This is a genomic window from Mycobacterium sp. 852002-53434_SCH5985345 (assembly GCF_001667155.1).
Taxonomy (GTDB): Bacteria; Actinomycetota; Actinomycetes; order Mycobacteriales; family Mycobacteriaceae; genus Mycobacterium.
In genome coordinates, this window is sequence record NZ_LZIE01000024.1 from 1 (window position 1) to 21,486 (window position 21,486).

Genomic DNA, 21,486 nt, shown 5'->3' on the forward strand with positions numbered 1-21,486 from the left:
AGCCGGACAGCAGCGTGAGAGTGTTTAAGAGGACGACGATCGCGGCCAGTGACCCGACGATGACGGGTTTCGACCCGTTCGCGCCCGCGCCTCCGCCCGACGGGCAGGCGCCGCCACCCCCTCCGCCGCCGTGGATGCCCCCGGTGGCACAGCCGGCCGCGGCCTCGGCCGACGGGCAGAATCCCGCCCCCTTCACCGGCACGCCGCCGTTCGGGCCGCCCTCGTTCGTCCCGAAAACCGGCTCGACGGTGGGTGTGGCCCAGCCGATCATCATCAACTTCCCCGGAACGGTTGAGGACGCCGGCGCGGCCATCAACGCCGTGCACGTCTCGTCCGTGCCGCCGGTGCCGGGCAAGTTCTACTGGATGACGCCGACCCAGCTGCGCTGGCGTCCGCTGAGCTTCTGGCCCGCGCACACCGCGGTGACCGTCGACGCCGGCGGTACGGTGACCAACTTCCAGACCGGCGACACGCTGGTGGCGACGGCCGACGACGCCACCCACCAGCTGACCGTTACGCGCAACGGCACGGTGGAGAAGACCTTCCCGATGTCGATGGGCATGACGTCCGGTAATCACCAGACCCCCAATGGCACCTACTACGTGCAGGACAAGAAGGCGTCCGTGGTGATGGACTCCTCGACCTACGGGGTCCCGGTCAACTCGACCTACGGCTACAAGGTGACGGTGGAGGACGCGGTTCGCTTCGACAATGTCGGCGACTACGTGCACAGCGCGCCATGGTCGGTGGACGATCAGGGCAAGCGCGACGTCAGCCACGGCTGCATCAACATCAGCCCCACCAATGCCAAGTGGTTCTTCGACAATTTCGGCCCGGGTGATCCCATCATCGTGAAGAACTCCAGCGGCGGAAACTACAAGAAGAACGACGGCTCGGCCGACTGGATCAACTAGCCTTCAGCCCAGCAGACGCAAAATCGCCCATTCCGTCCCGGAACTGGGCGATTTTGCGTCTGTTCGCGAGTGCAAGCGGCTGGGGCTTTCGCCGGGCCGCGGCTTATGTATAGCATCATACATAAGCCAGGCCCGAAGGAGCGGCGATGCGCAGTCCACGCGAGCGGATGGTGATCTCCGCCGCGCTGTTGATCAGGGAGCGGGGCGCGCACGCGACCGCGATCTCGGACGTCCTCGAGCACAGCGGCGCGCCGCGCGGATCGGCCTACCACTACTTCCCGGGCGGGCGAACCCAACTGCTTTGCGAGGCGGTGGATTTCGCCGGTGAGCACGTCGCCGCGATCATCGCCGAGGCCGAGAACGGGCCTGAGCTGATGGACACCCTGATCGAGAAGTATCGCCGCCAACTGCTCGACAGCGACTTCCGCGCGGGCTGCCCCGTGGTCGCGGTTTCCGTGGAGGCCGGCGAGGAAGAGCGGATGGCGCCCGTCGTCGAACGGGCGGCATCGGTGTTCGACCGCTGGACCGACCTGATCGCGCAGCGCTTCATCGCCGACGGCATCCCGCGCGCACGGGCTGCCGACCTGGCGATGCTGGCCACCACCGCGCTGGAGGGCGCGATCGTGCTGGCCAGGGTGCGCCGCGACCTCACCCCCCTCGACGTCGTGCACCGCCAGCTACGTGACCTGCTGTCGGCCGAGGCGAACAGAAAGGGCGTCCCGCGATGACCGGTGAATGGAAGTCCACGGCGTGCATCCTGTGCGAGTGCAACTGCGGCATCGTCGTCCAAGTCGAAGATCGCCGGCTGGCCCGCATCAGGGGCGATAAGGCCCACCCGGCGTCGCAGGGTTACACCTGCAACAAAGCCTTGCGGCTGGACCACTATCAGAACAGCGGCGCCCGATTGACCTCTCCGCTGTGCCGGCGTGCCGACGGCACCTTCGAGGAGATCGGCTGGGACACCGCGATTGTCGAGATCGCCGAGGGTTTCAAGCACATCCGCGACGCCTACGGCGGGGACAAGATCTTCTACTACGGCGGCGGCGGCCAGGGCAATCACCTGGGCGGGGCCTACAGCGGCGCGTTCCTCAAAGCCCTCGGTTCGCGCTACCGGTCAAATGCCTTGGCGCAGGAGAAGACCGGTGAAGCCTGGATCGACGGTCAGCTGTACGGCGGCCACACGCGAGGCGAATTCGAGCACGCCGAAGTGTCGGTGTTCGTCGGGAAGAACCCGTGGATGTCGCAGAGCTTTCCCCGCGCCCGGGTGGTGCTCAACGAGATCGCCAAGGACCCGAAGCGGTCGATGATCGTCATCGATCCGGTCGTCACCGACACCGCCAAGATGTCCGACTTCCATCTACGAGTGCAACCCGGCACCGACGCGTGGTGTCTGGCCGCGCTGGCGGCCGTCCTCGTCCAGGAAAACCTCTGTGACGAAAAGTTTCTGGCCGAACACGTGCGCGGCGCCGAGTCCGTCCGCGCCGAGCTGCGCGAGGTGCCGGTGGCCGAGTACTCGCAACGGTGCGGGGTGGACGAGGAGTTGTTGCGCGCGGCGGCGCGGCGCATCGGCGCGGCGGCCAGCGTATCGGTGTTCGAGGACCTCGGTGTGCAGCAGGCGCCCAACAGCACGCTCTGCTCGTACCTGAACAAGCTGCTGTGGATCTTTACCGGCAACTTCGCGAAAAAGGGTGGCCAGCATCTACATTCGGCGTTCGGGCCGCTGTTCGGCCAGTTCTCCGGGCGCACGCCGGTGACCGGCGCCCCCATCATCTCCGGATTGGTGCCCAGCAACGTCGTGCCCGAGGAGATCCTGACCGATCACCCGGACCGGTTCCGGGCCATGATCGTGGAGAGCAGCAATCCCGCGCATTCGCTGGCCAACTCGGCCGCGTGCCGGGAGGCCTTTCAGGCGCTGGAACTGATGGTCGTCATCGACGTCGCGATGACCGAGACCGCCCGGCTCGCGCACTACGTGCTGCCCGCGGCCTCCCAGTTCGAGAAGCCGGAAGCCACGTTCTTCAATCTGGAGTTCCCGCACAACGCTTTTCAGCTGCGCCGGCCGTTGCTCGAACCGTTGCCGGGGACGCTGCCCGAGCCGGAGATCTGGGCGCGGCTGGTGCGCGCCCTGGGCATGGTCGACGACGCGGATCTGCGGCCATTGTCCGAAGCCGCCCGGCGCGGGCGAGCGGCCTACACCGAAGCCTTCCTCACCGCCACCGCAACCAACCCGACCGTCGCCAAGCTGCTTCCCTACGTCCTCTACGAGACGCTCGGGCCCACGCTGCCGGAAGGTCTGCGCGGCGCCGCCGCGCTGTGGGGGCTCGCCCAGAAGGCCGCCCTGACCTATCCCGAGGCGGTGCGCCGGGCCGGTCACGCCGACGGCAACGCGCTGTTCGACGCGATCCTCGACACCCCGTCCGGGGTGACGTTCACCGTCCACAACTACGAGCACGACTTCGCCTTGATCAGCCACGCCGACCACAAGATCGCGCTCGAAATTCCCGCCATGCTCGACGATTTGCGTGCGCTGACCGCGGCCCCGCCGCGGCTGACCACACCGGATTTCCCGATCGTGCTGTCGGTGGGCGAGCGCCGGGCCTACACCGCCAACGACATCTTCCGCGACCCCTCCTGGCGCAAGCGCGACGCGGACGGGGCGTTGCGCGTCAGCGTCGAGGACGCCCAGGCGCTCGGACTCGTCGACCGAGGCCGCGCCCGCATCAGCACCGCGGCCGGCAGTGCCGAGGCCACCGTCGAGATCACCGAGACCATGCTGGCCGGACATGCGGCCCTGCCCAACGGATTTGGGCTCGACTACGTCGACGGCGACGGGCATACCGTGGTCCCGGGCGTCGCCCCGAACGCACTCACCTCGACGGAATGGCGCGACCCCTACGCCGGCACGCCATGGCACAAGCACGTGCCCGCCCGGATCGAGCCGGCGGGAGTGCCCGTCAGTTCCAGATCCTGACCCGGCGCTGCGGCTCGAGGAACAAGCCGTCGTCCTCGGACACCTCGAAGGCGTCGTAGAACGCGTCCATGTTGCGGATGACGCCGTTGCAGCGGAACTCCGGCGGCGAGTGCGGATCGGTTGCCAACCGCCGGATCGCTTCCGCCTGACGGGATTTGGTGCGCCACACCTGGGCCCAGCCGTAAAACACCCGTTGCACTCCGGTGAGACCGTCGATGACGGGCGCGGGCCGGCCGTTCAGGGACAGCTGGTAGGCCAGCAGGGCGATCGACAACCCGCCCAGGTCACCGATGTTCTCGCCGACGGTGAATGCGCCGTTCACGTGGTGGCCGGCATCCAGCCCCCGGGGCGTGTACGCGTCGTACTGGTCGATGAGCGCTTTGGTGCGGGCGCCGAATTCGGCGCGGTCGGCGTCGGTCCACCAGTCCACCAGGTTGCCGTCGCCGTCGTACTTCGCGCCTTGGTCGTCGAAACCGTGCCCGATCTCGTGCCCGATCACCGAGCCGATCCCGCCGTAGTTGGCGGCGTCGTCGGCCTCGGCGTCGAAGAACGGCGGCTGCAAAATTGCTGCCGGGAAAACGATTTCGTTCATCCCCGGGTTGTAATAGGCGTTGACCGTCTGGGGAGTCATGAACCACTCGTCTTTGTCGACCGGGCCGCCCAGCTTGGCCAGTTCGCGGTCGTGGTTGACCGCGTAGCCGCGCTGGAAGTTGCCGTAGAGGTCGGTGCGGTCGATCACCACCTTGGAGTAGTCCCGCCACGTGGCCGGGTAGCCGACCTTGGCGACGAACTTGTCCAGCTTGGCCAGCGCACGCTCCCGGGTTTGCGGCGTCATCCAGTCCAGCTCGTTGATGGACAGCCGATACGCCGCCTTCAAGTTCTCCACCAACGCGTCGATGCGGGCCTTGGCGTCCGGCGGGAAATACCGCTGCACGTAGAGCTTTCCGACGGCATCGCCCATCAGGTGTTCCACCAGCGACACCGCCCGCTTCCAGCGTTCCCGGATCTGCTCTGCCCCGGTGAGCAGGCGGCCATAGAAGTCGAAATCCGCGGCGACCAGCTCGTCGGTCAGCCAGGACGCGCGGGCGCGGATCAACCGCCAACGGGCCCAATCCTTCCAGTCCGCCAGGTCGGCGCTGGACCACAGGGCGGCGAAGGCGGTGAGGTAATCGGGTTGGCGCAGAATGGTTTCCGCGAAGTCCTGCGGTGTGGCGCCCAGCGCGTTCACCCAGCCGGTCCAGTCGAAGCCCTTCCCTTCGGTCTGCAGCTCGGCGAAGGTGCGCAGGTTGTAGCTGAGCTCGGCGTCCCGCCGCTTGACCACGTCCCAGTGCGCGGCGGCCAGCTTGCCCTCCAGCGCCACGATGCGGGCCGCGGTCTCGGCGTGCGCGTCCGGGGTCCCGCCGTACACCAGGTGAAACATCCGCGCGATGTGACCGGGGTAGGCCGCCAGCACCTCGGCGTGCCGCTCTTCGCGGAAGTAGGACTCGTCGGGCAATCCGATGCCGGACTGGGTGACATGCACCAGATACCGGGCCGAGTTCTTGGCGTCGGTATCGATATACAGCGCGACGCCACCGCCCACTCCGGTGCGCTGCAGCGCACCCACCGCCGCGGCCAACGCGTCCGGGTCCGCGGCGTCGTCGATGGTGGCCAGCTCGTCGAGGAGCGGTTGCAGGCCGCGGCGCTTGACGGCCTCCTCGTCGAGGAAGCTCGCGTAGAGGTCGCCGATGCGTTGCTGATCGGTGCCCGGCGGGGCGCCCGTCTCGCTGGCCTCGATGATCAAGTCGCGCACCTGTTCTTCGGCGCGGTCGTAAAGGTGGCGGAACGCGCCGTCAGTCGCCCGGTCCGCCGGGATCTCGTAATCGGCCAGCCAGCGGCCGTTGACATGACCGAACAGGTCGTCTTGGGGGCGGGTGTTGGCGTCGACATGGCTCAGGTCGATCCCCGAGCGAATGGCCTCTACAGTCACCCCGCCATCCTTCCATCTTTGTCGGGTGCGACGATCGGGCCATGTCCGACGGCGAGCGCACCGAGCCAGCAATCCAGGAAACGGAAGAGGCAGACCTCGCCGAACCCGACGAAGCCCTCGACGACGAATCCGAGGTCGCCGACGGCCCGATGTTCTCCCCGTACGGCATCGCGTCGGCCGTCCTGGGCGTGCTGTCGGTGGCCGCGATCGTGTTCGGGTTCTTCCTCTGGTCCGGGCATCGCGACGACACGGGTGAACGCCGCTACCTCACCCGCGTCATGCAAACCGCCGCCGACTGGACGGGCGTGCTGATCAACATGAACAGCGGCAACGTCGACTCCAGCCTGCAACACCTGCACGACGGGACGGTCGGCGAACTCAACACCGACTTCGACGCCGCCATGCAGCCCTACCGGCAGGTGGTGGAGAAGCTGCAGTCCAAGAGCGCCGGGCGCATCGACGCGGTGGCGGTCGAGGCCGTGCGCCACGACCTGGACACCCAGCCCGGCGTTTCCCGGCCCGTGGTCACCACCAAGTTGCCGCCCTTCGCGAGCCGCCTGGATTCGGTCATGCTGGTCGCGACGTCGGTCAGCGAGAACGCCGGAGCGAAACCGCAGACGGTGCACTGGAACCTGCGGCTCGACGTCGTCAACGTGGACGGCAAGCTGATGATCTCGGGACTGGAATCGATCCGATGAGAAATTTGTGGCGCCTGCTCGCGTTCGACATCCTGGCCCCGGTGGCCGCGATCGCGGGGTTGCTGGCGATCGGCCTGATTCTGAGTTGGCCGCTGTGGTGGGTTTCGGCGTGCTCGGTGCTGGTGCTGTTGATCGTCGAGGGTGTATTGGTCAATTTTTGGCTGCTGCGCCGTGATTCGGTCAGCGTCGGTACCGATGACGACGCGCCGGGCCTGCGATTGGCCGTCGTCTTGCTCTGCACGGCCGCGCTGGTGGCCGCGGTGGTCACCGGATACACGCACTGGACGCGCTCGGACCGCGAGTTCAAGGACGACTCCCGCGACGTGGTTCGGGTCGCCACGGGCATGGCGGAGGCGATGGCGTCGTTCACCCCCGCCGACCCGAACAGCTCCATCGACCGCGCCACGGCGTTGATCGTCCCCGACCACGCCGCCGCGTTCAAAGAGCAGTACACGAAGACCAGCGCCGAGCTGGCCCAGCACAACGTCACCGCTCAGGCCGCGACGCTGGCGGCCGGGGTCGAGGCCCTCGGGCCATCGGCGGCCAGTGTGGCGGTGATCCTGCGGGTCACCCAGAACGCTCCGGGCCAGCCCGCCAGCCGGTCGGCGCCCGCGCTGCGGGTGGCGCTGACCAAGCACGGCGACGCGTGGCTGGTATCGGACGTGCTGCCGATCAGGTGATCAGTTGGAGTCCGCCGAGCGCGTCGACTTCACCTTGACGAACCGGTCCGACAGTCGGCGCATCCGGATCATCAGCGCGGCCGACGGGCTGGTGCTGCCGTCCAGGTAGGCGATGAGCTCCTCGGCGGTCACCCCGATGCGGGAGGCGAATTCCTGCTCGGCCAGGCCCGATCGGTCGATGAGCAGCCGCACGTGGCGGGCCACCTCGGCCCGTTCGTTGGCCTCCAGGTGGGTGCGGGCGCGTTCCAGCACTTCCCACAGCGCTTTGGAGATGCCGTAGGGGCGGGTGCCTTCGAGCACCTCTTCGACCTGGCGGGCGGTGCGCCCGAACGGATCGCGCTTCAAAGCCGCGGCGATACGCTTCCAGGTGGCGATGTCGCCGCCTTGCAGCGCGGCGCGAATGGCGGACGTCGGCCAGAACTCCACCGGCTGGTCGGCGTCTTGAACAGGTCCACTGCGAGATCCACCGCCGGCGCCGCCCTCGCGCATGTGCGGATCGGGGCCCGGCCGGTGGGACGGCAGTGTGGAGCGTCGGTCAGGTGCCAACGTCACCTCGCCTCCTCCAGCATCGCTACGGCCACCGACAGGCAGCGCTGCCTGATCTCCTCCCAGTCCGGGTGGGCGTCCGCCTCGGACGACCCCTGCTCGTCGTTTAAATCACAGGGATCCGGATCAGCGAGGCGACGCACCAACTGGGTGGCGATCCATTCCCGCCTGGGCGACTGACAACAGTAATACCTGTCCATGCCGGCCAGCACCACAGCGGCGGTCTCGGGCTCCAACGTTTCAACCATATCGGCAAAGTCGGCGTAATCGCGGCGACTGTTACGGCACATGATGAGGTACCCCTTCAGCCGCAGCGTCTCGGCGCCGGTCGGGACCAGCAGCCGGTCGCCGGTTGGCAGCTGAACGTGGGTGGTTTCCACCGGGCTGCGGCGTTCGTACACCGGCCGGTCCGCGGTGTCGGTCTCGCTCTCCAGTGCGTCGATGGCGACCGAAAGCCGCCCTCGCCACAATGTGACCGGGTGGACGGGCCGGTCCGACCCCACGATCGCCTTGGCGATGCCGTTGCGTGACGTCAGGCCACCGACGAGCTTCTTGGCCGTGCCATTGGTGTGACCGTTGCTGCCGGTCCTGCGGTCGGCGGCGCCCACCGCGACGCCCGCCTTCTCGTCGTCGATGTTGACCTGGTGGGGAATCTGGCCGGGGTCACGGCCGCGATCCTGGTCCGGTCCCCGCAGCTGCGCGGCCTGCCGCTCCCTGGCGCTGCGCCCGCAGCCGGTGAACGCCAGCGGATCGGTCACGCAGATGGCGTCGGGCGCCAGGTGCTTGAGCTTGGCCGCCGACTTGAGCACCATCCGCAGGTCGGCGTTGGGCGCCGTCAGCGCCGATATGTCGTCGGGAATGACCACGACGTCGCCGAGATCGACCTCCGGCAGCGGCCGGTCGAAGTCGACCGACGGCAGCACGCGCGACAGCCACGGCGGGATCCACCAGTTCCACTGCGCGAACATCGCCATCAGCGCCGGCACCAAGACCAGCCGCACCACGGTCGCGTCCACGGCGATCGCCACCGCACACGCCACGCCGATCTCGGCCACCAGCGGCATGCCGGCGAACGCGAAGCCGATGAAGACGGCGATCATGATCAGCGCCGCGCTGGTGATGGTGCGGGCGCTGGTGCTCACGCCGTACGCGACGGCGTCGCGGGTGTTGCCGGAATGCAGGAAGCGTTCCCTGATGCGGGTCAGCAGGAAGATCTCGTAGTCCATCGACAACCCGAAGGTCATTGCGAGCACCAGCGGGGGGACCGTGCTGTCGATCGAGCTGATCTGGGCGAACCCGAGGTCCTTCAGCCAGCCCCACTGGAACACCATCACCAGGCTGCCGTAGGCGGCCGCGACCGACAGCAGGGTCATCAGCACGCCCTTGAGCGCCAGGAACACCGAGTGGACCGAGAGCAGCAGCATCACGAACGCGATGAGCGCCACGATGGCCAGCACCAGCGGCTCGGTCTTGGACACCTGGTCGTCGAAGTCCTTGATCAGCGCGGTCGGGCCGCCGACGTCCACTCGTGCGGTTCCCCGGTCGGGCACCTTGGGCAGCTGCGCGCGCATCCAGCCGACAGTCTCGCGGGCGCGCATGTCCTCGGGGTCGACCGACAACACCGCGGACAGCAGAGTGCTGCCGTTGTCCTCCGCGAATTGCGGCGGCGCCACCGAGACGATGTTCGGGGCCTGCGTCATCCGCTGCCGGATCGCGCTGATGGTCTGGCTGTGTTCGGGCGAGGCGGCCCCGCCGTCGGGGAAGGTGACCAGCACCCGAATCGGGCCGAGCGCGCCGGGGCCCAGGGCCTGGGCCGCCGCGCCCACCCCGGCGCGGATTTCGTGCGACGAGTCGAACTGGCGCAGCAGGCTGTTGCCCAACACCATCGAGGAGGCCGGTGCGGCCATGACGAGCAGGACCAGCGAGGCCGCGAGCGCCGATATCCACGGCCGGCGCATCACCCAGCCGATCCAGCGGTTCCAGAACCGGGATTGGGCACCCTCCGGCCCGCGCGACCAATGCAGGAATGCCGATCGCTTGGCGGCCGAGCGTCCGAACGTCGCCAGGGCCGCGGGGGTCAGCGTGGTCGACGTCAGCATCGCGACCGCGACGGCCAGAATGGCGCCGGTGGCCATCGACTTCAGCGCCGGGGTGTTGATCACGTAGATCCCGGTGAGCGAGGCGACGACGGTCATCCCGGACAGCACCACGGCCAGCCCCGAGGTGGCCATCGCGGCGTCGACGGCCTCACGCGGCTCGCGGCCGGACCGCAGCTCCTCGCGGAAACGCATCAAGATGAACAGCGAATAGTCTACGGCGAGGGCGATGCCGAACATGGAGACCGTCGAGGTCACGAACACCGACATGGTCGTGTAGGCCGACAGCAGGTAGACCAGGCCCATGGTGACCACGACCGTGCAGACGCCGAGCGCAAGCGGGATGGCCGCGGCGGCCAGCGAGCCGAATACCGCGAGCAGGACGATGAGGATCACCGGCAGGTTCCAGCGCTCGGCGGCGGCGATGTCGTGCTTGGTGTTCTGCGCCGCGGCGGCGGAGAGCGCGCCCTGGCCGATCACGTACAGCCGCACCCGCCCGTCCGCGGTCTGGCCGGGCTGGTCGCCGTTGACGCCGACCTTCTTGCGCAGCTGTTTGGCGACGTCGCTGGTGTTCCGCGAATCCAGCCGCAGCGAAAGCACGTACGGCCGGTCGGGTTGCGGTGGCCGCTGGGTGGGGTTGGGCACCTCCGAGACGCCGGGAACCTCGGCGGCGGTTTGCCTCAGCAGCGCGACCGCGTCGTTGATGTCCGAGTAGCTGGCGTCCGGGCGCGGGGCCGCCACCAGGGCGAGCGACGACGACCCCTGGTCGTGGTACAGCTCCTCGAGCTGATCGTGGACGAGCAGCGACTGCGAACCAGCCACCTCGAAACCGCCACCGGTCAGATTCCCCGACTGCGTCAAGGCCAGATAGACCGCCGGAACCAAAGCCAGCAACCAGCCGGTGAAGACCAACCAGCGGTACTTACGCAGGCTGCGGCTGAGGCGCATCATTAACTGCTGGATTTCGTCACTCCCCGTGTATCGCGTAACGCGTGTTGGCGAGAATACCGCAGCGACCTGTGGATGATGTGAGCTTTCTAGTTCCTGAGCTGCAACGACGGCGTTGTTGCCAAGACGCTCCCAAGCCGTTGTGAGCCGGTGACCGGCGGGACTTTCCTCACAGGGCCGCGCTCGGGCTGGCAGGGGTGCCGCCGGCGATGGCAGGATGTCGGATGGCCCGCGGAGCCCTGGGGAGTTCCGCTATCGATGAGGCCGTCCATTGCAGCCGTTTGCGAGGCGTCGATGCTGCGTGCGACGTCGCAAACACTAAGGAGTTTCCATGACGAGAGGCACCGCGACCGGGCGCCGCAGAATCTTCGCCGGGCTGATCGCCGCCACCCTGCCGTGCGCCGCCCTCGCGGTCCTGGCGGGGCCGCCGGCCACGGGCGCTACCGACCCGTGCTCGGCCAGCGAAGTCGCCCGGACGATCGGTTCGGTCTCCAAGTCGATGGGGGACTACCTGGACTCGCATCCCGAGACCAACCAGACGATGACCTCGATGCTGCAGCAGCAGGCGGGCCCGCAGTCGATGACCGGGCTGAAGTCCTACTTCGAGGCCAACCCCAAGGTGGCCGGCGACATGACGTCGATCGCCCAGCCCCTGACCAACCTGTCGCTGCAGTGCAAGTTGCCGATCTCGCCCACCCAGGCGATGGGCATGATGCAGCAGGCGCAGGGCGCCGCCGGCGGGCTGCCCGCCCTGCCGGGTAATGCGGCTGGGGCGTCACCGCTGGCCGGCACGGCGGCCACCGGCCCCGTCGCACCGGCGCCGGCCAACACGCTGTCGGGCCCGCCGCGCGGCAACACCGCCGGCTAGTTCCCGGTTTCCGGGCTGCGATCGGGCGGCAACGGGCCCTGCAGCGCGGTCTCGGTCGGATCGTTGGTGGGCTGGTTCTGCGGCGGGGTCGGTTCGGTGTCGGGCACGGGCTCCTCGTCGTCCGGGACGGCGACGTTCTCCGTGCGGAACACGAAGAAGAACACCACCCACCCGATTGCGGACATCAGCAACCAGCTGATCAGCCGGTAGATCAGCATGGCCGAGATCGCGTTGGGCAGCGACATGCCGCTGGACACCAGCCCGGGCACCAGCACCGCCTCCACCACCAACAACCCGCCCGGCATCAGCGGTATGGTGCCGACGGCGCGGGCGGCCGCGTAGGCCACCGTGAGCCCGGCGACCGACGCGTGGTCCCCGGCGGCGTACGCCGCGAAGCCGAGGCACGCCACGTCGGCGACCCAGTTGAACATCGACCAACCGAACGCCACCCCCATGTCGCGACGGCCCAGGCTCACCGATTCCAGCTGCATCAGGGTCTGGCGCCATCTGTCCAGGCCGGTCTCGGCGGGCCGCCCGCGGACGGAGTTGACCCAGGACAACACCCGGCAGCCGATGCCGTCGATCAGCTCCGGCCGTGACGCGACGGCCTGGGCGAGAATCAGCAACGCGACGAAGCCGCCGAGGGTGAACAGCAACGAGAACGGGTTGTTCTTCGCACCGAGAAAGAACGCCCCGCCCAGCCCCAGCAGCGCAAGACCGACGGCCTGCAGGACGCCACCCATCACCAGCTGCCACGACGCGACCACCGTCGAGGCGCCCCAAAGCCGTTGCTGCCGAAGCAAAAACGTGGCGGAAAGCACCGGCCCTCCGGGCAGCGTGGTGCTCAGCGAGTTGGCGGCATAAATGGCGGCTTCGGATCGCAATTGTTTGACGTGCACGCCGGCCGACCGCAGCAGGGTGCGCTGGATTTGCGCGAAGCTATGCATCGACGCGGCCGACGCCACCACCGCCGCCAGCAGCCACCACCAGTTCGCCTCGTAGAGGCTCATCCACGCCTCGGCCAGCTGATGCCAGCCCAGGGCGACCTCCACGGCAAGCACGATGGCGACGATCCCGAGGATGACCCACCGCAGCCACCAGTACTTCCCGCGCGGGGCCTCTTCGCGCGGGAAGTCGAGATTGCGGGCGGGTGCGTCGTGCGACACGTGATTTAGGGTAACGGTGCAGGTGGCGCGGGGATCGTCGCGCGTCGCCGACCGTGTCGTGGAAGTTCCGGGGTCGTAACCGGATCGTGCCGGGGTGGCCGCGTCGGGCCCACGTTGCGGACGGGTCTGCCACGTTTGGCGGTGCCCCGCGCCGGATAGGCTCACCCAATGCCGGCAAACACCGACGACGCTTCGGTCGAACCGCTCGTCCGCAAGACCGCAGCCTGGGCCTGGCGTTTGCTGGTGATCCTCGTCGCGGTCGTCGCCCTGCTCTGGGTGGTGAAAAAGCTCGAGATCATCGTCGTGCCGGTGCTGGTGGCTTTGCTGGTCAGCGCGCTGCTGCTGCCGGTGGTGGACTGGCTGGATCGGCGGGGCCTGCCCCGCGGCGGCGCGGTGGCGATGGTGTTGCTGGGCGGCTTCGCGATACTGGGCGGCATCCTGGCGTTCGTCGTCATCCAGTTCATCGACGGTGTGCCCGGCCTGACCGAGCAGGTGACCCGCAGCATCGAGTCCACCCGGCGCTGGCTGATCCACGGGCCCGCGCACCTGCGCAGCGAACAGATCGACAACGCGGGCAACGCCGCGATCGAGGCGTTGCGCAACAACCAGGCCAAGCTGGAAAGCGGTGCCCTGTCGACCGCGGCCACCATCACCGAGCTGGTCACCGCGGCGGTGTTGGTGCTGTTCACGTTGATCTTCTTCCTCTACGGCGGCCGCAACATCTGGGCATACGTGGTCAAGATCTTCCCGGCCGACGTCCGGGACCGGGTGAGCGAGGCGGGCCGCGCCGGCTACGGATCGCTGACCGGGTATGTGCGGGCCACCTTTCTGGTGGCCCTGACCGACGCGGCCGGGGTGGGCACGGGCCTTGCGATCATGGGCATCCCGCTCGCGCTGCCGCTGGCGTCCCTGGTGTTCCTGGGGGCCTTCATCCCGCTCGTCGGTGCGTTGATCTCGGGTCTGCTGGCCGTGGTGGTCGCCCTGCTGGCCAAAGGCGTTGTGTACGCGCTGATTACCCTGGGTCTGCTGATCGCGGTGAACCAGCTCGAGGCCCATGTGCTGCAGCCGCTGGTGATGGGCCGCGCCGTCTCGATTCACCCGCTCGGGGTGGTGTTGGCCATCTCCGCCGGTGGCGTGCTCGCCGGGATCGTCGGTGCGCTGCTGGCCGTGCCGACGGTCGCGTTCCTCAACAACGCGATGCAGGTGCTGCTCGCCCCGGATCCGGCCGCCGAAGCCGAGAAGCAGACCGAAGAGGCCGACGAGGGCAGCATCCTGCAGGCCGAACCGGACGAACCCGCAAAGGCCGACTAAGGCCTACAGCCGACCCTCGCGGCGCAGCAGATCCTGGGCGGACAAGCCGCCGCCCGAACGCCGGCGCTGGCGCGCGTCGCCGTTATCGGCCTGTCCGCGGGGGTTCAGCTTCTCCGTGGCGGCGTCGGCTTCGTCGCCCTCCGGCCGCGCGGACGGGAAGGCGGTGGTGGGTTCGACGGCGTCGCCCGTGTCGTCAGAACGGTTGGGGGGCACCGGGATCGCCCGGGTTTCGCCGCCGGACGGTGGTGCCGGCGGCGCGGCCGGCCCAGGGGCGGGAGGTCGCGCCGGCGGGGCGGCGTTGGCCGGCCGCTCGTGGGCCGGGTGGTGCGCTGGGCTGGCGGGAGCGGCGTTGGGCACCGAGAGGCGCGTCGTCTTGGCCTCCGTCGGCGCACCCGGGCGGGTCTGCAGCCGCGTGGTGTTGGCGGCATCGGACGGGGGCGCCGCGGGGCGCATCGCCGCGCCCGCGGGCACTTCCGTGCCGGGCTTGGGTTCGGCCGGCCCCGGACGGGTTGCGCGTGACGGCTCGAGGGCCGCGGGGTGGGTGGGGTCGTGCGGCTGGCGCGGCGCGGCCGCGACCAGGCTGGCCGCCACCGGGGGTCGCGCGGGCCGCCCGTTGAGGGTCGGCCGCTTGCGCTCGTCGGGAAGGTCGATCTCGCCCAGCCCGATCTTGTTTTGCAGGCGCCTCGCCCAGCGCGGGGCCCACCAGCAGTCGTCGCCGAGCAGTTTCATCACCGATGGCACCAGGAACATCCGGACCACGGTGGCGTCCAGCAACAGCGCCGCCATCAGGCCGAACGCCAGGTATTTCATCAGCACCAGGTCGGAGAACACGAAGGAACCGGCGACCACCGCGAGCACGAGCGCGGCGGCCGTGATCAGGCGCCCGGTCGTCGCGGTGCCGATCCGGATGGCCTCGGCGGTCGACATGCCACGTTCGCGCGCCTCGACCATGCGCGAGACCAGGAACACTTCGTAGTCGGTGGCCAGACCGAACCCGACGGCGACCACGAGCGCGATCACCACCACCATCAGCGGGGTCGGCGTGAAGTTCAGCACGCCCGATAGGTGCCCGTCGACGAAGATCCAGGTCAGGATGCCCATCGTGGATCCGAGCGTCAACGCGCTCATCACCGCGGCCTTGACCGGCAACACCACCGACCCGAACGCCAGGAACATCAACAGCATGGTCGCGCCCAGCAGCAGCACCAGCATCAGCGGAGCCTTATCGAACAGGCTGTGAATGCTGTCCTGTTCTAGGGCGGGCGTGCCGCCGACATAGAGGTTGAGCCCCTTCGGGGGGTTCACGGCCCGCAGTTCGGCGATCTTCTTGGCGGCATCGTTCTTGTTGAGCAGGCCGTTCTGGATCACCCGCACCGAGCCGTCCTTGGGCACGGTCGTCCCATTGGGGCCGGCGACGCAAGGGTTGCCGGCGATGGCCGGACACGGCCGCTCCTGCCACTGCTTGTCGGTGAACCCGCCGATCGAGGAAATCCGGTTGCGGATGTCGGCCACCTGCTGGTCGGTCACCTTGCTGCCATTGGTGCTCTGGATCACCATGGTCAACTGTTCGGTCCGGTAGCCGGGGAATTGCTTGTCGAAGTGTTCCTGCGCCAGGCGCACCGAATTGTTTGGCGGCAAATACTTTTCGCTCATGCCGCCGAACGACAGGTTGCCCAGCGGGATGACCAGCAAGATCATGCCGACGGCGATCGGGATGGCGAACGCCAGCGGTCGCTTCATCACCCAGTTGACCAGCTTGCCCCAGAAGCCGGCCTCGACCTCTTCGCGGGTCTTGGTCTTCTGCAGCCGGTCGGCGAGCCAGTTCAGGTAGGCGCGCGACCACTTCCAGTTCCGCAGGAACGGCACCCGGAACGCGGTCCGCACGCCGAGCGCGTCGACGTGGCGGCCCAGGATGCCCAGGCAGGCCGGCAGGAACGTGATCGATAGCAACGCGGCAAGGCCCACCGCGGCGAAGATCGCATAGGTCAGCGAATGCACGAAGCCCTGCGGCAGCACCAGCAGGCTGGCGCTGGACGCGATGATCAGCACCGCCGAGAACGTCACGGTGCGCCCGGCCGTCATCACGGTTCTTCGCACCGCGGCCTCGGTGTCGTAGCCCTCGGCGATCTCCTCTCGGAACCGGCTCACCACGAAGAGTCCGTAGTCGATGGCGATACCCAGGCCGATCAGGGACACCACCGGTTGCGCGAAGAAGTGCACCGGGCCGAACACGGCGACCAGGCGCAGGATCCCGAGCGAGCCGGCGATGCTCAGGCCGCCGACGATGGCCGGTAGTCCGGCCGCGATGGCGCCGCCGAACACCAGGAACAGCACGACGGCCACCAGCGGCACCGCAAGGACCTCCATGCGACGCTGGTCGGTCGCGATGGTGCCGGTCAGGGCGTTGGCGATCGGCTCCAGGCCGGCGAGTTCCACCGCGCCGCCGTTGAGCTTCTGCAGACCCGGCGCGATGGCCTTGTAATTATTGAGAATGCTGTCGTCGTCGTCGCCCTTGAGCGGGATGGACACGAAGGTGTGCTTCTTGTCATCGCTGACCATTCCCTTGATGACCGGGTTCGTGCTGTCCGGTGCCGCCAGCCAGCCGGCCCAGCCGACGACCTGGTCGGGATGGTCGGTCTTGAACTTGTTGAGCTCGCCGACGACCTTGTCCCGCCACGCCGTGTCATCGACCGTCTGGCCGTTGGGAGCCGTAAAGGTGGCCACCACGTGGCTGGTCCGGTCCCGGCCGTAGGTCTTGTCGCCCAGCACCGAGGCCTTGACCGATTGGCTGCCGTCGTCGTAGAAGCCGCTCTGGGTGACATGCTTGCCGAGGCTGACCCCGAAGACGCCGCCGAGGAGGCACAGAGCTACCGTGACCCCGATAACGATGTACCGGTAGCGGTACACAGTTCGACCCCACCAGGCGAACACGCAAGCTCCTTACTGGATCGTTAACGACCCGCGCATCGGTTTTCCAGTGTCACACACGCGCGGTCAACAGAGCGGACAGCGGCCGGAACGGCTGCAGCCATGCTCCCTGGTCAGGCAGCGAATCTAGGCCGATTCGCGGCAAGGGCTCCCGGAACACACCGCTGATGTCTTCCAGGTCGACAAAGTCCAAGGTATCCGACGCTAGCGCCCAACTCGCATGTTCGCGAAATCCGATGACTTGAACCGTGACCCCGGAGCGTGCTATCTCCTCCAGCGGTTGACGAAAGGCCTGGCCGTCGGCGGAAGCCACCACCAGCGCCGCCAGCCCTTCGCTGCGTCGCAGTTCGATGTGGGCGAGCATGTCGCGGTCGACGTCGCTGTCCTCGTCGATCTTCGGTTTGGCGAACACCGCGAATCCCACGTTGCGCAGGGCGTCCACCCAGGGCCGCACGACCTCGGCGCTGGCGGGCGCGATGTTGGTGAAGACGGTGGCCTCGGGTTCGACCACGACGCCCGGGCGGCCGGCACTGATCTCTGCCGTGCGGCCCAGCAACCAACGCCCGAGGGCGTCGAACCGCGGACGCTCCAGGGCGGTGGGGCGTCGCCCCAGGATCGACCCGAGTCCCATGTCGAGGTTGGGCGCGTCCCAGACCAGCAAAACGCGTCCGCCCGGCGGTGAGAAGCTTCCGAGCGCATCATCGGGCAACGCCGGCAAAGGTTCAGCTGCCGCGGTCTGTTCTTCCGCCAGGCTCATGGTCATCGCCTACTCATGTCGTAGCCAGATGAATTCGGTCACGGCGCTGCCCGCCTCGTGGGCCTTCGTCTCGTATTTCGTGGTGGGCCGCGCCACCGAGATCGGCAGCCGGCTACCGGCATCGGCGCGACGCAGCCGCGGCTCGGCGTCGCCGACCGCGCCGATATGTTCGGCGTACCCGGGATGGTCCGTCGCGGCGTGCAGGACACCACCAGGGAGTAACCGGTCGGCGATGAGGCCAACCGTGCCCGGTTGCAGAAACCGGCGCTTGTGGTGACGGGCCTTGGGCCAGGGATCGGGAAAGAACACGCGCACCCCGGTCAGCGAGCCGGACGGGATCAGCCGCTGCAGCACCTCGACCCCGTTGCCGCGGATCAAGCGGATGTTGCCGACCCCGTCGCGGTCGATCGCGCACAGCAGTTGCGCGAGCCCGCGTTTGTAAATTTCCACCGCGATCACATCGACATCCGGCTCATCCTTGGCCATCGCCAGCGTGGATATGCCGCTGCCGCAACCGATTTCGAGCACCAGCGGCGCCTGGCGGCCAAACCATGCGCGGGTGTCCAGCCGCGGATCCCCGCCGCCCTCGCCCGGGGCGTCCAGGGATAGGCCCAGCTCCGGCCACAGCCGCTCCCAGGTTTGCCGCTGGGCGTCGGAAAGGGCGGATCGTCGGGAGCGAAAGCTCGATGCCGGAAGGTAGCGCTGGCCGCGACGGTCGTCCGACTCCTCCTCAGGCGCGTCGGGGAAAGCTCCCGCCCGGGGTTGCGCATGCATTTGTCCATGGTGGCCCATAACCGAGTGATGTAGCCGCCCCTGGTCCAGATTGATACCCAACAGTTGCCTTCGGCTGGTAACAGTCAAACGGTGGCTCGCATCAAAGTGACGCAAGTGCCACCATTCGGTGGGACCCGACCGGCCCCCGGGTCGGATCCATCGAACCGAACGCAGGACATGAGGGGACGATGAGCGGACAAGGACACCAAGATTTCGTCGACGAGCTGGCGCGATTCGCCGCCGGCCACGCCGACCCTCGCGTGACGGCCATTGCCGAGCGAACGGCCGCGCCCCTGCGCGTGCTGGTCCGGGGACGCCGTGGCGTCGGGTGCGTCACGGTGGCGCGGGCGCTGGACCGCGCCGGAGCCGCCGCGGGGATCTCGGTGACGACCGCCGGCGGTCGCGAAGTCGACGTCGTCGTGTACGTGACCACCGAGGTCGTCAAACCGGAAGACATCGACGCGATCGGCGCCGCCGGGCGCCCGGTGTTGGCGGTGCTGAACAAAGCCGACCTGGCCGGGTCCCTCGCCCGCGGGGAAGGGCCGATCGCGGCAGCGCGAACGCGGTGCGCGGAGCTTGCCGAACTCGCGGGCGTGCCCACGGTGCCGATGGCCGGCCTGCTCGCCGTCGCCGCGGTCGACGACCTGGACGCCCCGCTGTGGGCGGCGCTGCGGACGCTGGCCGCGCACCCCGGGGTGGCCACCTCCCTCGACGGCTCGTTCGCCGGGTTCATGTCGGCGGACAATCCGGTGCCGGCCGACGTGCGGCTGCGCCTGCTCAACACCCTGGACCTGTTCGGCATCGCGCTCGGCGTTGCCGCGGTCCGGCAGGGCAGGACGGCCGCGCAGGTGCGGGCCCTGCTGCGCCGGACGAGCGGTGTCGACGCCGTGCTGTCCCAGATTGCGATCGCCGGCGCCGAAGTGCGCTACCAGCGGGTGCTGGACGCCGTCGCGGAATTGGAGGCGCTGGCGGTCGGCTTGGACGAATCCGCGGAGACGATCAGCGGATTCCTGTCGCACGACGACACGGTGGTGGCCCGGATGGCGGCCGCCGTCGACCTGGCGGAGTCGGCCGGGCTGGGCCCGGACCACGGGGAACCGGCTGACTGGGACCGCGACCCGTCCGCGCACCTGCCCCGCGCGGTGCGGTGGCAGCGCTACAGCCGGGCGTCGGCGAGCGAGCTGCACCGCGCTTGCGGGGCCGACATCGCCAGGGGATCGATGCGGCTGTGGTCGCAGGCGTGCGGGTCGCTGCCCGGGGAGCCGCAGGCGGAGTGGCGATGAGCGCCGACAAGCACGACGATCCGGTCGCTCGAGTCGACGCGCTGGTGGCGAGCATCGGTCCGGAGCTGAATGCGCCCGCCATCCACCGCCGTGACGTGGTGCTGGTGACCGGGCCGTGGATGGCCGGGGTGACCGCGGTGGCCGCGGCGCTGCGCGAGCGGCTGCCGGAGCACAAGTTCGTCGAGTCGGTGGACCTGGGCCCGGGCGAGGCGCCGACGGCTGTGGTGTTCGTCGTCTCGGCCGCGGCCCACCTCACGCAGTCCGACTGTGCGCTGCTGGACGCCGCCGCCGCGCACACCGATGTGGTGGTCGGAGTGGTGTCCAAGGTCGACGTGCATCGCGCCTGGCGCGACGTGCTGGCCGCCAACCGCGAAACGTTGGCCGCGCACGCGCCGCGTTACCGCGGCGTGCCCTGGGTGGGAGCGGCCGCCTTGCCCGACCTCGGCGAGCAGGACGTCGACGATTTGGTGCAGACACTGTCGACGCGATTGGCCGACTCCGAGCTCGCGCGCCGAAACCGGCTGCGGGCGTGGGAGTTCCGGCTCAAGACCGTCGTGCAGCGGTTCGACCGCGACGCCGACGGCGCCGGGCGGCGGGCACGGGTCGACGCGTTGCGCGACGAGCGCAGCACGGCGCTGCGGCAGCGGCGCGAGGCGAAGACCGAGCGCACCATCACGTTGCGCGGTCAGATTCAGCAGGCGCGGGTGCAGCTGTCCCACTTCGCGCGCAATCGTTGCTCGTCGGTGCGCAGCGAGCTGCAGGAAGACGCCGCGGGATTGTCCCGGCGCCACATGCCCGGCTTCGAGGCGCACACGCGTGGCCGGCTGGACGAGGTGGTCGCCGAAGTGAACGAGGGCACCGCCAGCCACCTCGCTGATGTCGCGCACGTGGTGGGGGTCGCGACGACCCTGCCGGCAGTCGAGGAGCTGCCGACGGTCGATATCCCTCCGCCCCCGCTGAAATCGCGGCGGCACGAGACCTGGCTGATGATGCTGCTGGGCGCCGGGTTCGGCCTGGGCGTGGCGCTGACCCTGAGCCGGTTGCTGAGCGGGCCGGCCGCTCGGCTCAGTCCCGCGCTGTCCGTCGTCGCGGCGGTGACGTGCGTGGCGATCGGGCTGGCGGTCACCCTCCTGGTGGTCAATATCCGTAGCCTGCTGCGCGACCGGGCGCTGCTGGACCGCTGGGCGGGCGAGGTGACCTCCTCGCTGCGATCGGTGGCGGAGGAGCTGGTGGCGACCCGCGTCCTGGTGGCCGAGTCGGTACTCAGCAAGGCGGTCCTGGCCCAGGACGAGGTGGAGAACGCCGAGGTGAGCGACCAGGTCAGCGCCATCGACCGCGAGCTGCGCGCGCATGCCATGGCCGCGTCGCGGGCCGCCGCCGCCCGGGAGCGGGAGCTGCCGACGGTGTTGGCGGCCCTGGACGTCATACGTGCGGAACTGGGTGAAGCGGGTATATCTCCAGCCGCCGATGAAGCGTCCGAGGGCAAATCGGGCGAAGAAATCGAGGCAACCGAAAAACCGGCTTCTAGGAGCGGCGATGGAGATTCTGACGGATCTTCTGAATCGTTGTTGTGAGAA

The 21,486-nt window shown here is 68.8% G+C and carries 16 protein-coding genes; 9 read left to right on the forward strand and 7 right to left on the reverse strand.

All coding sequences use genetic code 11. The features are described from left to right. Positions 1 to 59: 59 nt before the first annotated feature. From A5756_RS03380 to A5756_RS03390, 3 genes are all read left to right on the forward strand, one after another. The gene (locus tag A5756_RS03380) at positions 60 to 914 is read left to right on the forward strand and encodes a L,D-transpeptidase family protein (RefSeq protein ID WP_066947639.1); all 855 of its coding nucleotides are present in this window, start codon (positions 60 to 62) and stop codon (positions 912 to 914) included. Between the two features lie 146 nt (positions 915 to 1,060). Beyond that, positions 1,061 to 1,642 carry a TetR/AcrR family transcriptional regulator gene (locus tag A5756_RS03385; RefSeq protein WP_066947046.1) on the forward strand — a complete coding sequence of 194 codons (582 nt, stop codon included), beginning with the start codon at positions 1,061 to 1,063 and terminating at the stop codon, positions 1,640 to 1,642. Continuing rightward, positions 1,639 to 3,885, forward strand: coding sequence for a molybdopterin-dependent oxidoreductase (locus tag A5756_RS03390; protein WP_066947051.1), 2,247 nt, complete (start codon positions 1,639 to 1,641; stop codon positions 3,883 to 3,885). Before A5756_RS03385 ends, A5756_RS03390 begins: the two co-directional genes overlap by 4 nt. Here the strand turns inward: A5756_RS03390 and A5756_RS03395 are convergent. Then, positions 3,869 to 5,854, reverse strand: coding sequence for a M13 family metallopeptidase (locus A5756_RS03395; RefSeq protein ID WP_066947068.1), 1,986 nt, complete (start codon positions 5,852 to 5,854; stop codon positions 3,869 to 3,871). The genes A5756_RS03390 and A5756_RS03395 overlap by 17 nt on opposite strands. 41 nt (positions 5,855 to 5,895) lie before the next feature. On the opposite strand from A5756_RS03395, the gene A5756_RS03400 reads away from it, so the two are divergent. After that, positions 5,896 to 6,552: a hypothetical protein gene (locus tag A5756_RS03400; protein WP_066947072.1), complete on the forward strand. Its 657-nt coding sequence runs from the start codon at positions 5,896 to 5,898 to the stop codon at positions 6,550 to 6,552. Continuing rightward, entirely contained in the window at positions 6,549 to 7,232 is a 684-nt protein-coding gene (locus A5756_RS03405) for a hypothetical protein (protein ID WP_066947075.1), read from the forward strand. The genes A5756_RS03400 and A5756_RS03405 overlap by 4 nt, the downstream gene beginning before the upstream one ends. On the opposite strand, the gene A5756_RS03410 is transcribed toward A5756_RS03405, so the two are convergent. Next, positions 7,233 to 7,721, reverse strand: a complete 489-nt coding sequence (locus A5756_RS03410; protein WP_066947078.1) for a hypothetical protein — start codon at positions 7,719 to 7,721, stop codon at positions 7,233 to 7,235. 59 nt (positions 7,722 to 7,780) lie between these two features. After that, on the reverse strand, positions 7,781 to 10,825 hold the full coding sequence (locus A5756_RS03415; protein WP_066947082.1) for an efflux RND transporter permease subunit: 3,045 nt from the start codon (positions 10,823 to 10,825) through the stop codon (positions 7,781 to 7,783). A gap of 328 nt (positions 10,826 to 11,153) precedes the next feature. Between A5756_RS03415 and A5756_RS03420 the strand changes: the two genes are divergently transcribed. Beyond that, complete coding sequence (locus tag A5756_RS03420) at positions 11,154 to 11,690, forward strand: hemophore (protein WP_066947086.1); 537 nt, start codon at positions 11,154 to 11,156, stop codon at positions 11,688 to 11,690. Here the strand turns inward: A5756_RS03420 and A5756_RS03425 are convergent. Beyond that, positions 11,687 to 12,856, reverse strand: coding sequence for a TIGR00374 family protein (locus A5756_RS03425; RefSeq protein WP_066947087.1), 1,170 nt, complete (start codon positions 12,854 to 12,856; stop codon positions 11,687 to 11,689). The genes A5756_RS03420 and A5756_RS03425 overlap by 4 nt on opposite strands. A 168-nt stretch (positions 12,857 to 13,024) precedes the next feature. Between A5756_RS03425 and A5756_RS03430 the strand changes: the two genes are divergently transcribed. Further along, positions 13,025 to 14,167: an AI-2E family transporter gene (locus A5756_RS03430; RefSeq protein WP_066947089.1), complete on the forward strand. Its 1,143-nt coding sequence runs from the start codon at positions 13,025 to 13,027 to the stop codon at positions 14,165 to 14,167. 3 nt (positions 14,168 to 14,170) lie between these two features. Here the strand turns inward: A5756_RS03430 and A5756_RS03435 are convergent, their stop codons facing one another. From A5756_RS03435 to trmB, 3 genes are read right to left on the reverse strand one after another with little or no spacing between them, the layout of a single operon-like run. Then, the gene (locus tag A5756_RS03435; protein ID WP_066947092.1) at positions 14,171 to 17,098 is read right to left on the reverse strand and encodes an MMPL family transporter; all 2,928 of its coding nucleotides are present in this window, start codon (positions 17,096 to 17,098) and stop codon (positions 14,171 to 14,173) included. Positions 17,099 to 17,147: 49 nt separating this feature from the next. Beyond that, on the reverse strand, positions 17,148 to 17,852 hold the full coding sequence (locus A5756_RS03440; RefSeq protein ID WP_066947642.1) for an NYN domain-containing protein: 705 nt from the start codon (positions 17,850 to 17,852) through the stop codon (positions 17,148 to 17,150). Between the two features lie 9 nt (positions 17,853 to 17,861). Continuing rightward, a complete protein-coding gene (trmB, locus tag A5756_RS03445; protein WP_156659193.1) occupies positions 17,862 to 18,644 on the reverse strand; it encodes a tRNA (guanosine(46)-N7)-methyltransferase TrmB in 783 nt (260 codons plus the stop codon). Positions 18,645 to 18,814: 170 nt separating this feature from the next. Here trmB and A5756_RS03450 point away from each other — a divergent pair, with 170 nt between their 5' ends. Together A5756_RS03450 and A5756_RS03455 are read left to right on the forward strand one after the other, a co-directional pair. Then, positions 18,815 to 19,909 (forward strand): hypothetical protein, encoded by a 1,095-nt coding sequence (locus A5756_RS03450; RefSeq protein ID WP_066947106.1) that lies wholly within the window; start codon positions 18,815 to 18,817, stop codon positions 19,907 to 19,909. Beyond that, complete coding sequence (locus tag A5756_RS03455; RefSeq protein ID WP_066947645.1) at positions 19,906 to 21,483, forward strand: hypothetical protein; 1,578 nt, start codon at positions 19,906 to 19,908, stop codon at positions 21,481 to 21,483. The genes A5756_RS03450 and A5756_RS03455 overlap by 4 nt, the downstream gene beginning before the upstream one ends. Positions 21,484 to 21,486: the final 3 nt, after the last annotated feature.

Excerpts from the sequence above, each read along its gene's own strand:
- A5756_RS03380 (WP_066947639.1), top strand. The coding sequence starts at position 60 with ATGACGGGTTTCGACCCGTTCGCGCCCGCGCCTCCGCCCGACGGGCAG.
- A5756_RS03385 (WP_066947046.1), top strand. The coding sequence starts at position 1,061 with ATGCGCAGTCCACGCGAGCGGATGGTGATCTCCGCCGCGCTGTTGATC.
- A5756_RS03390 (WP_066947051.1), top strand. The coding sequence starts at position 1,639 with ATGACCGGTGAATGGAAGTCCACGGCGTGCATCCTGTGCGAGTGCAAC.
- A5756_RS03400 (WP_066947072.1), top strand. The coding sequence starts at position 5,896 with ATGTCCGACGGCGAGCGCACCGAGCCAGCAATCCAGGAAACGGAAGAG.
- A5756_RS03405 (WP_066947075.1), top strand. The coding sequence starts at position 6,549 with ATGAGAAATTTGTGGCGCCTGCTCGCGTTCGACATCCTGGCCCCGGTG.
- A5756_RS03410 (WP_066947078.1), bottom strand. The coding sequence starts at position 7,721 with ATGCGCGAGGGCGGCGCCGGCGGTGGATCTCGCAGTGGACCTGTTCAA.
- A5756_RS03415 (WP_066947082.1), bottom strand. The coding sequence starts at position 10,825 with ATGATGCGCCTCAGCCGCAGCCTGCGTAAGTACCGCTGGTTGGTCTTC.
- A5756_RS03420 (WP_066947086.1), top strand. The coding sequence starts at position 11,154 with ATGACGAGAGGCACCGCGACCGGGCGCCGCAGAATCTTCGCCGGGCTG.
- A5756_RS03430 (WP_066947089.1), top strand. The coding sequence starts at position 13,025 with ATGCCGGCAAACACCGACGACGCTTCGGTCGAACCGCTCGTCCGCAAG.
- A5756_RS03440 (WP_066947642.1), bottom strand. The coding sequence starts at position 17,852 with ATGAGCCTGGCGGAAGAACAGACCGCGGCAGCTGAACCTTTGCCGGCG.
- trmB (WP_156659193.1), bottom strand. The coding sequence starts at position 18,644 with ATGGGCCACCATGGACAAATGCATGCGCAACCCCGGGCGGGAGCTTTC.
- A5756_RS03450 (WP_066947106.1), top strand. The coding sequence starts at position 18,815 with ATGAGCGGACAAGGACACCAAGATTTCGTCGACGAGCTGGCGCGATTC.
- A5756_RS03455 (WP_066947645.1), top strand. The coding sequence starts at position 19,906 with ATGAGCGCCGACAAGCACGACGATCCGGTCGCTCGAGTCGACGCGCTG.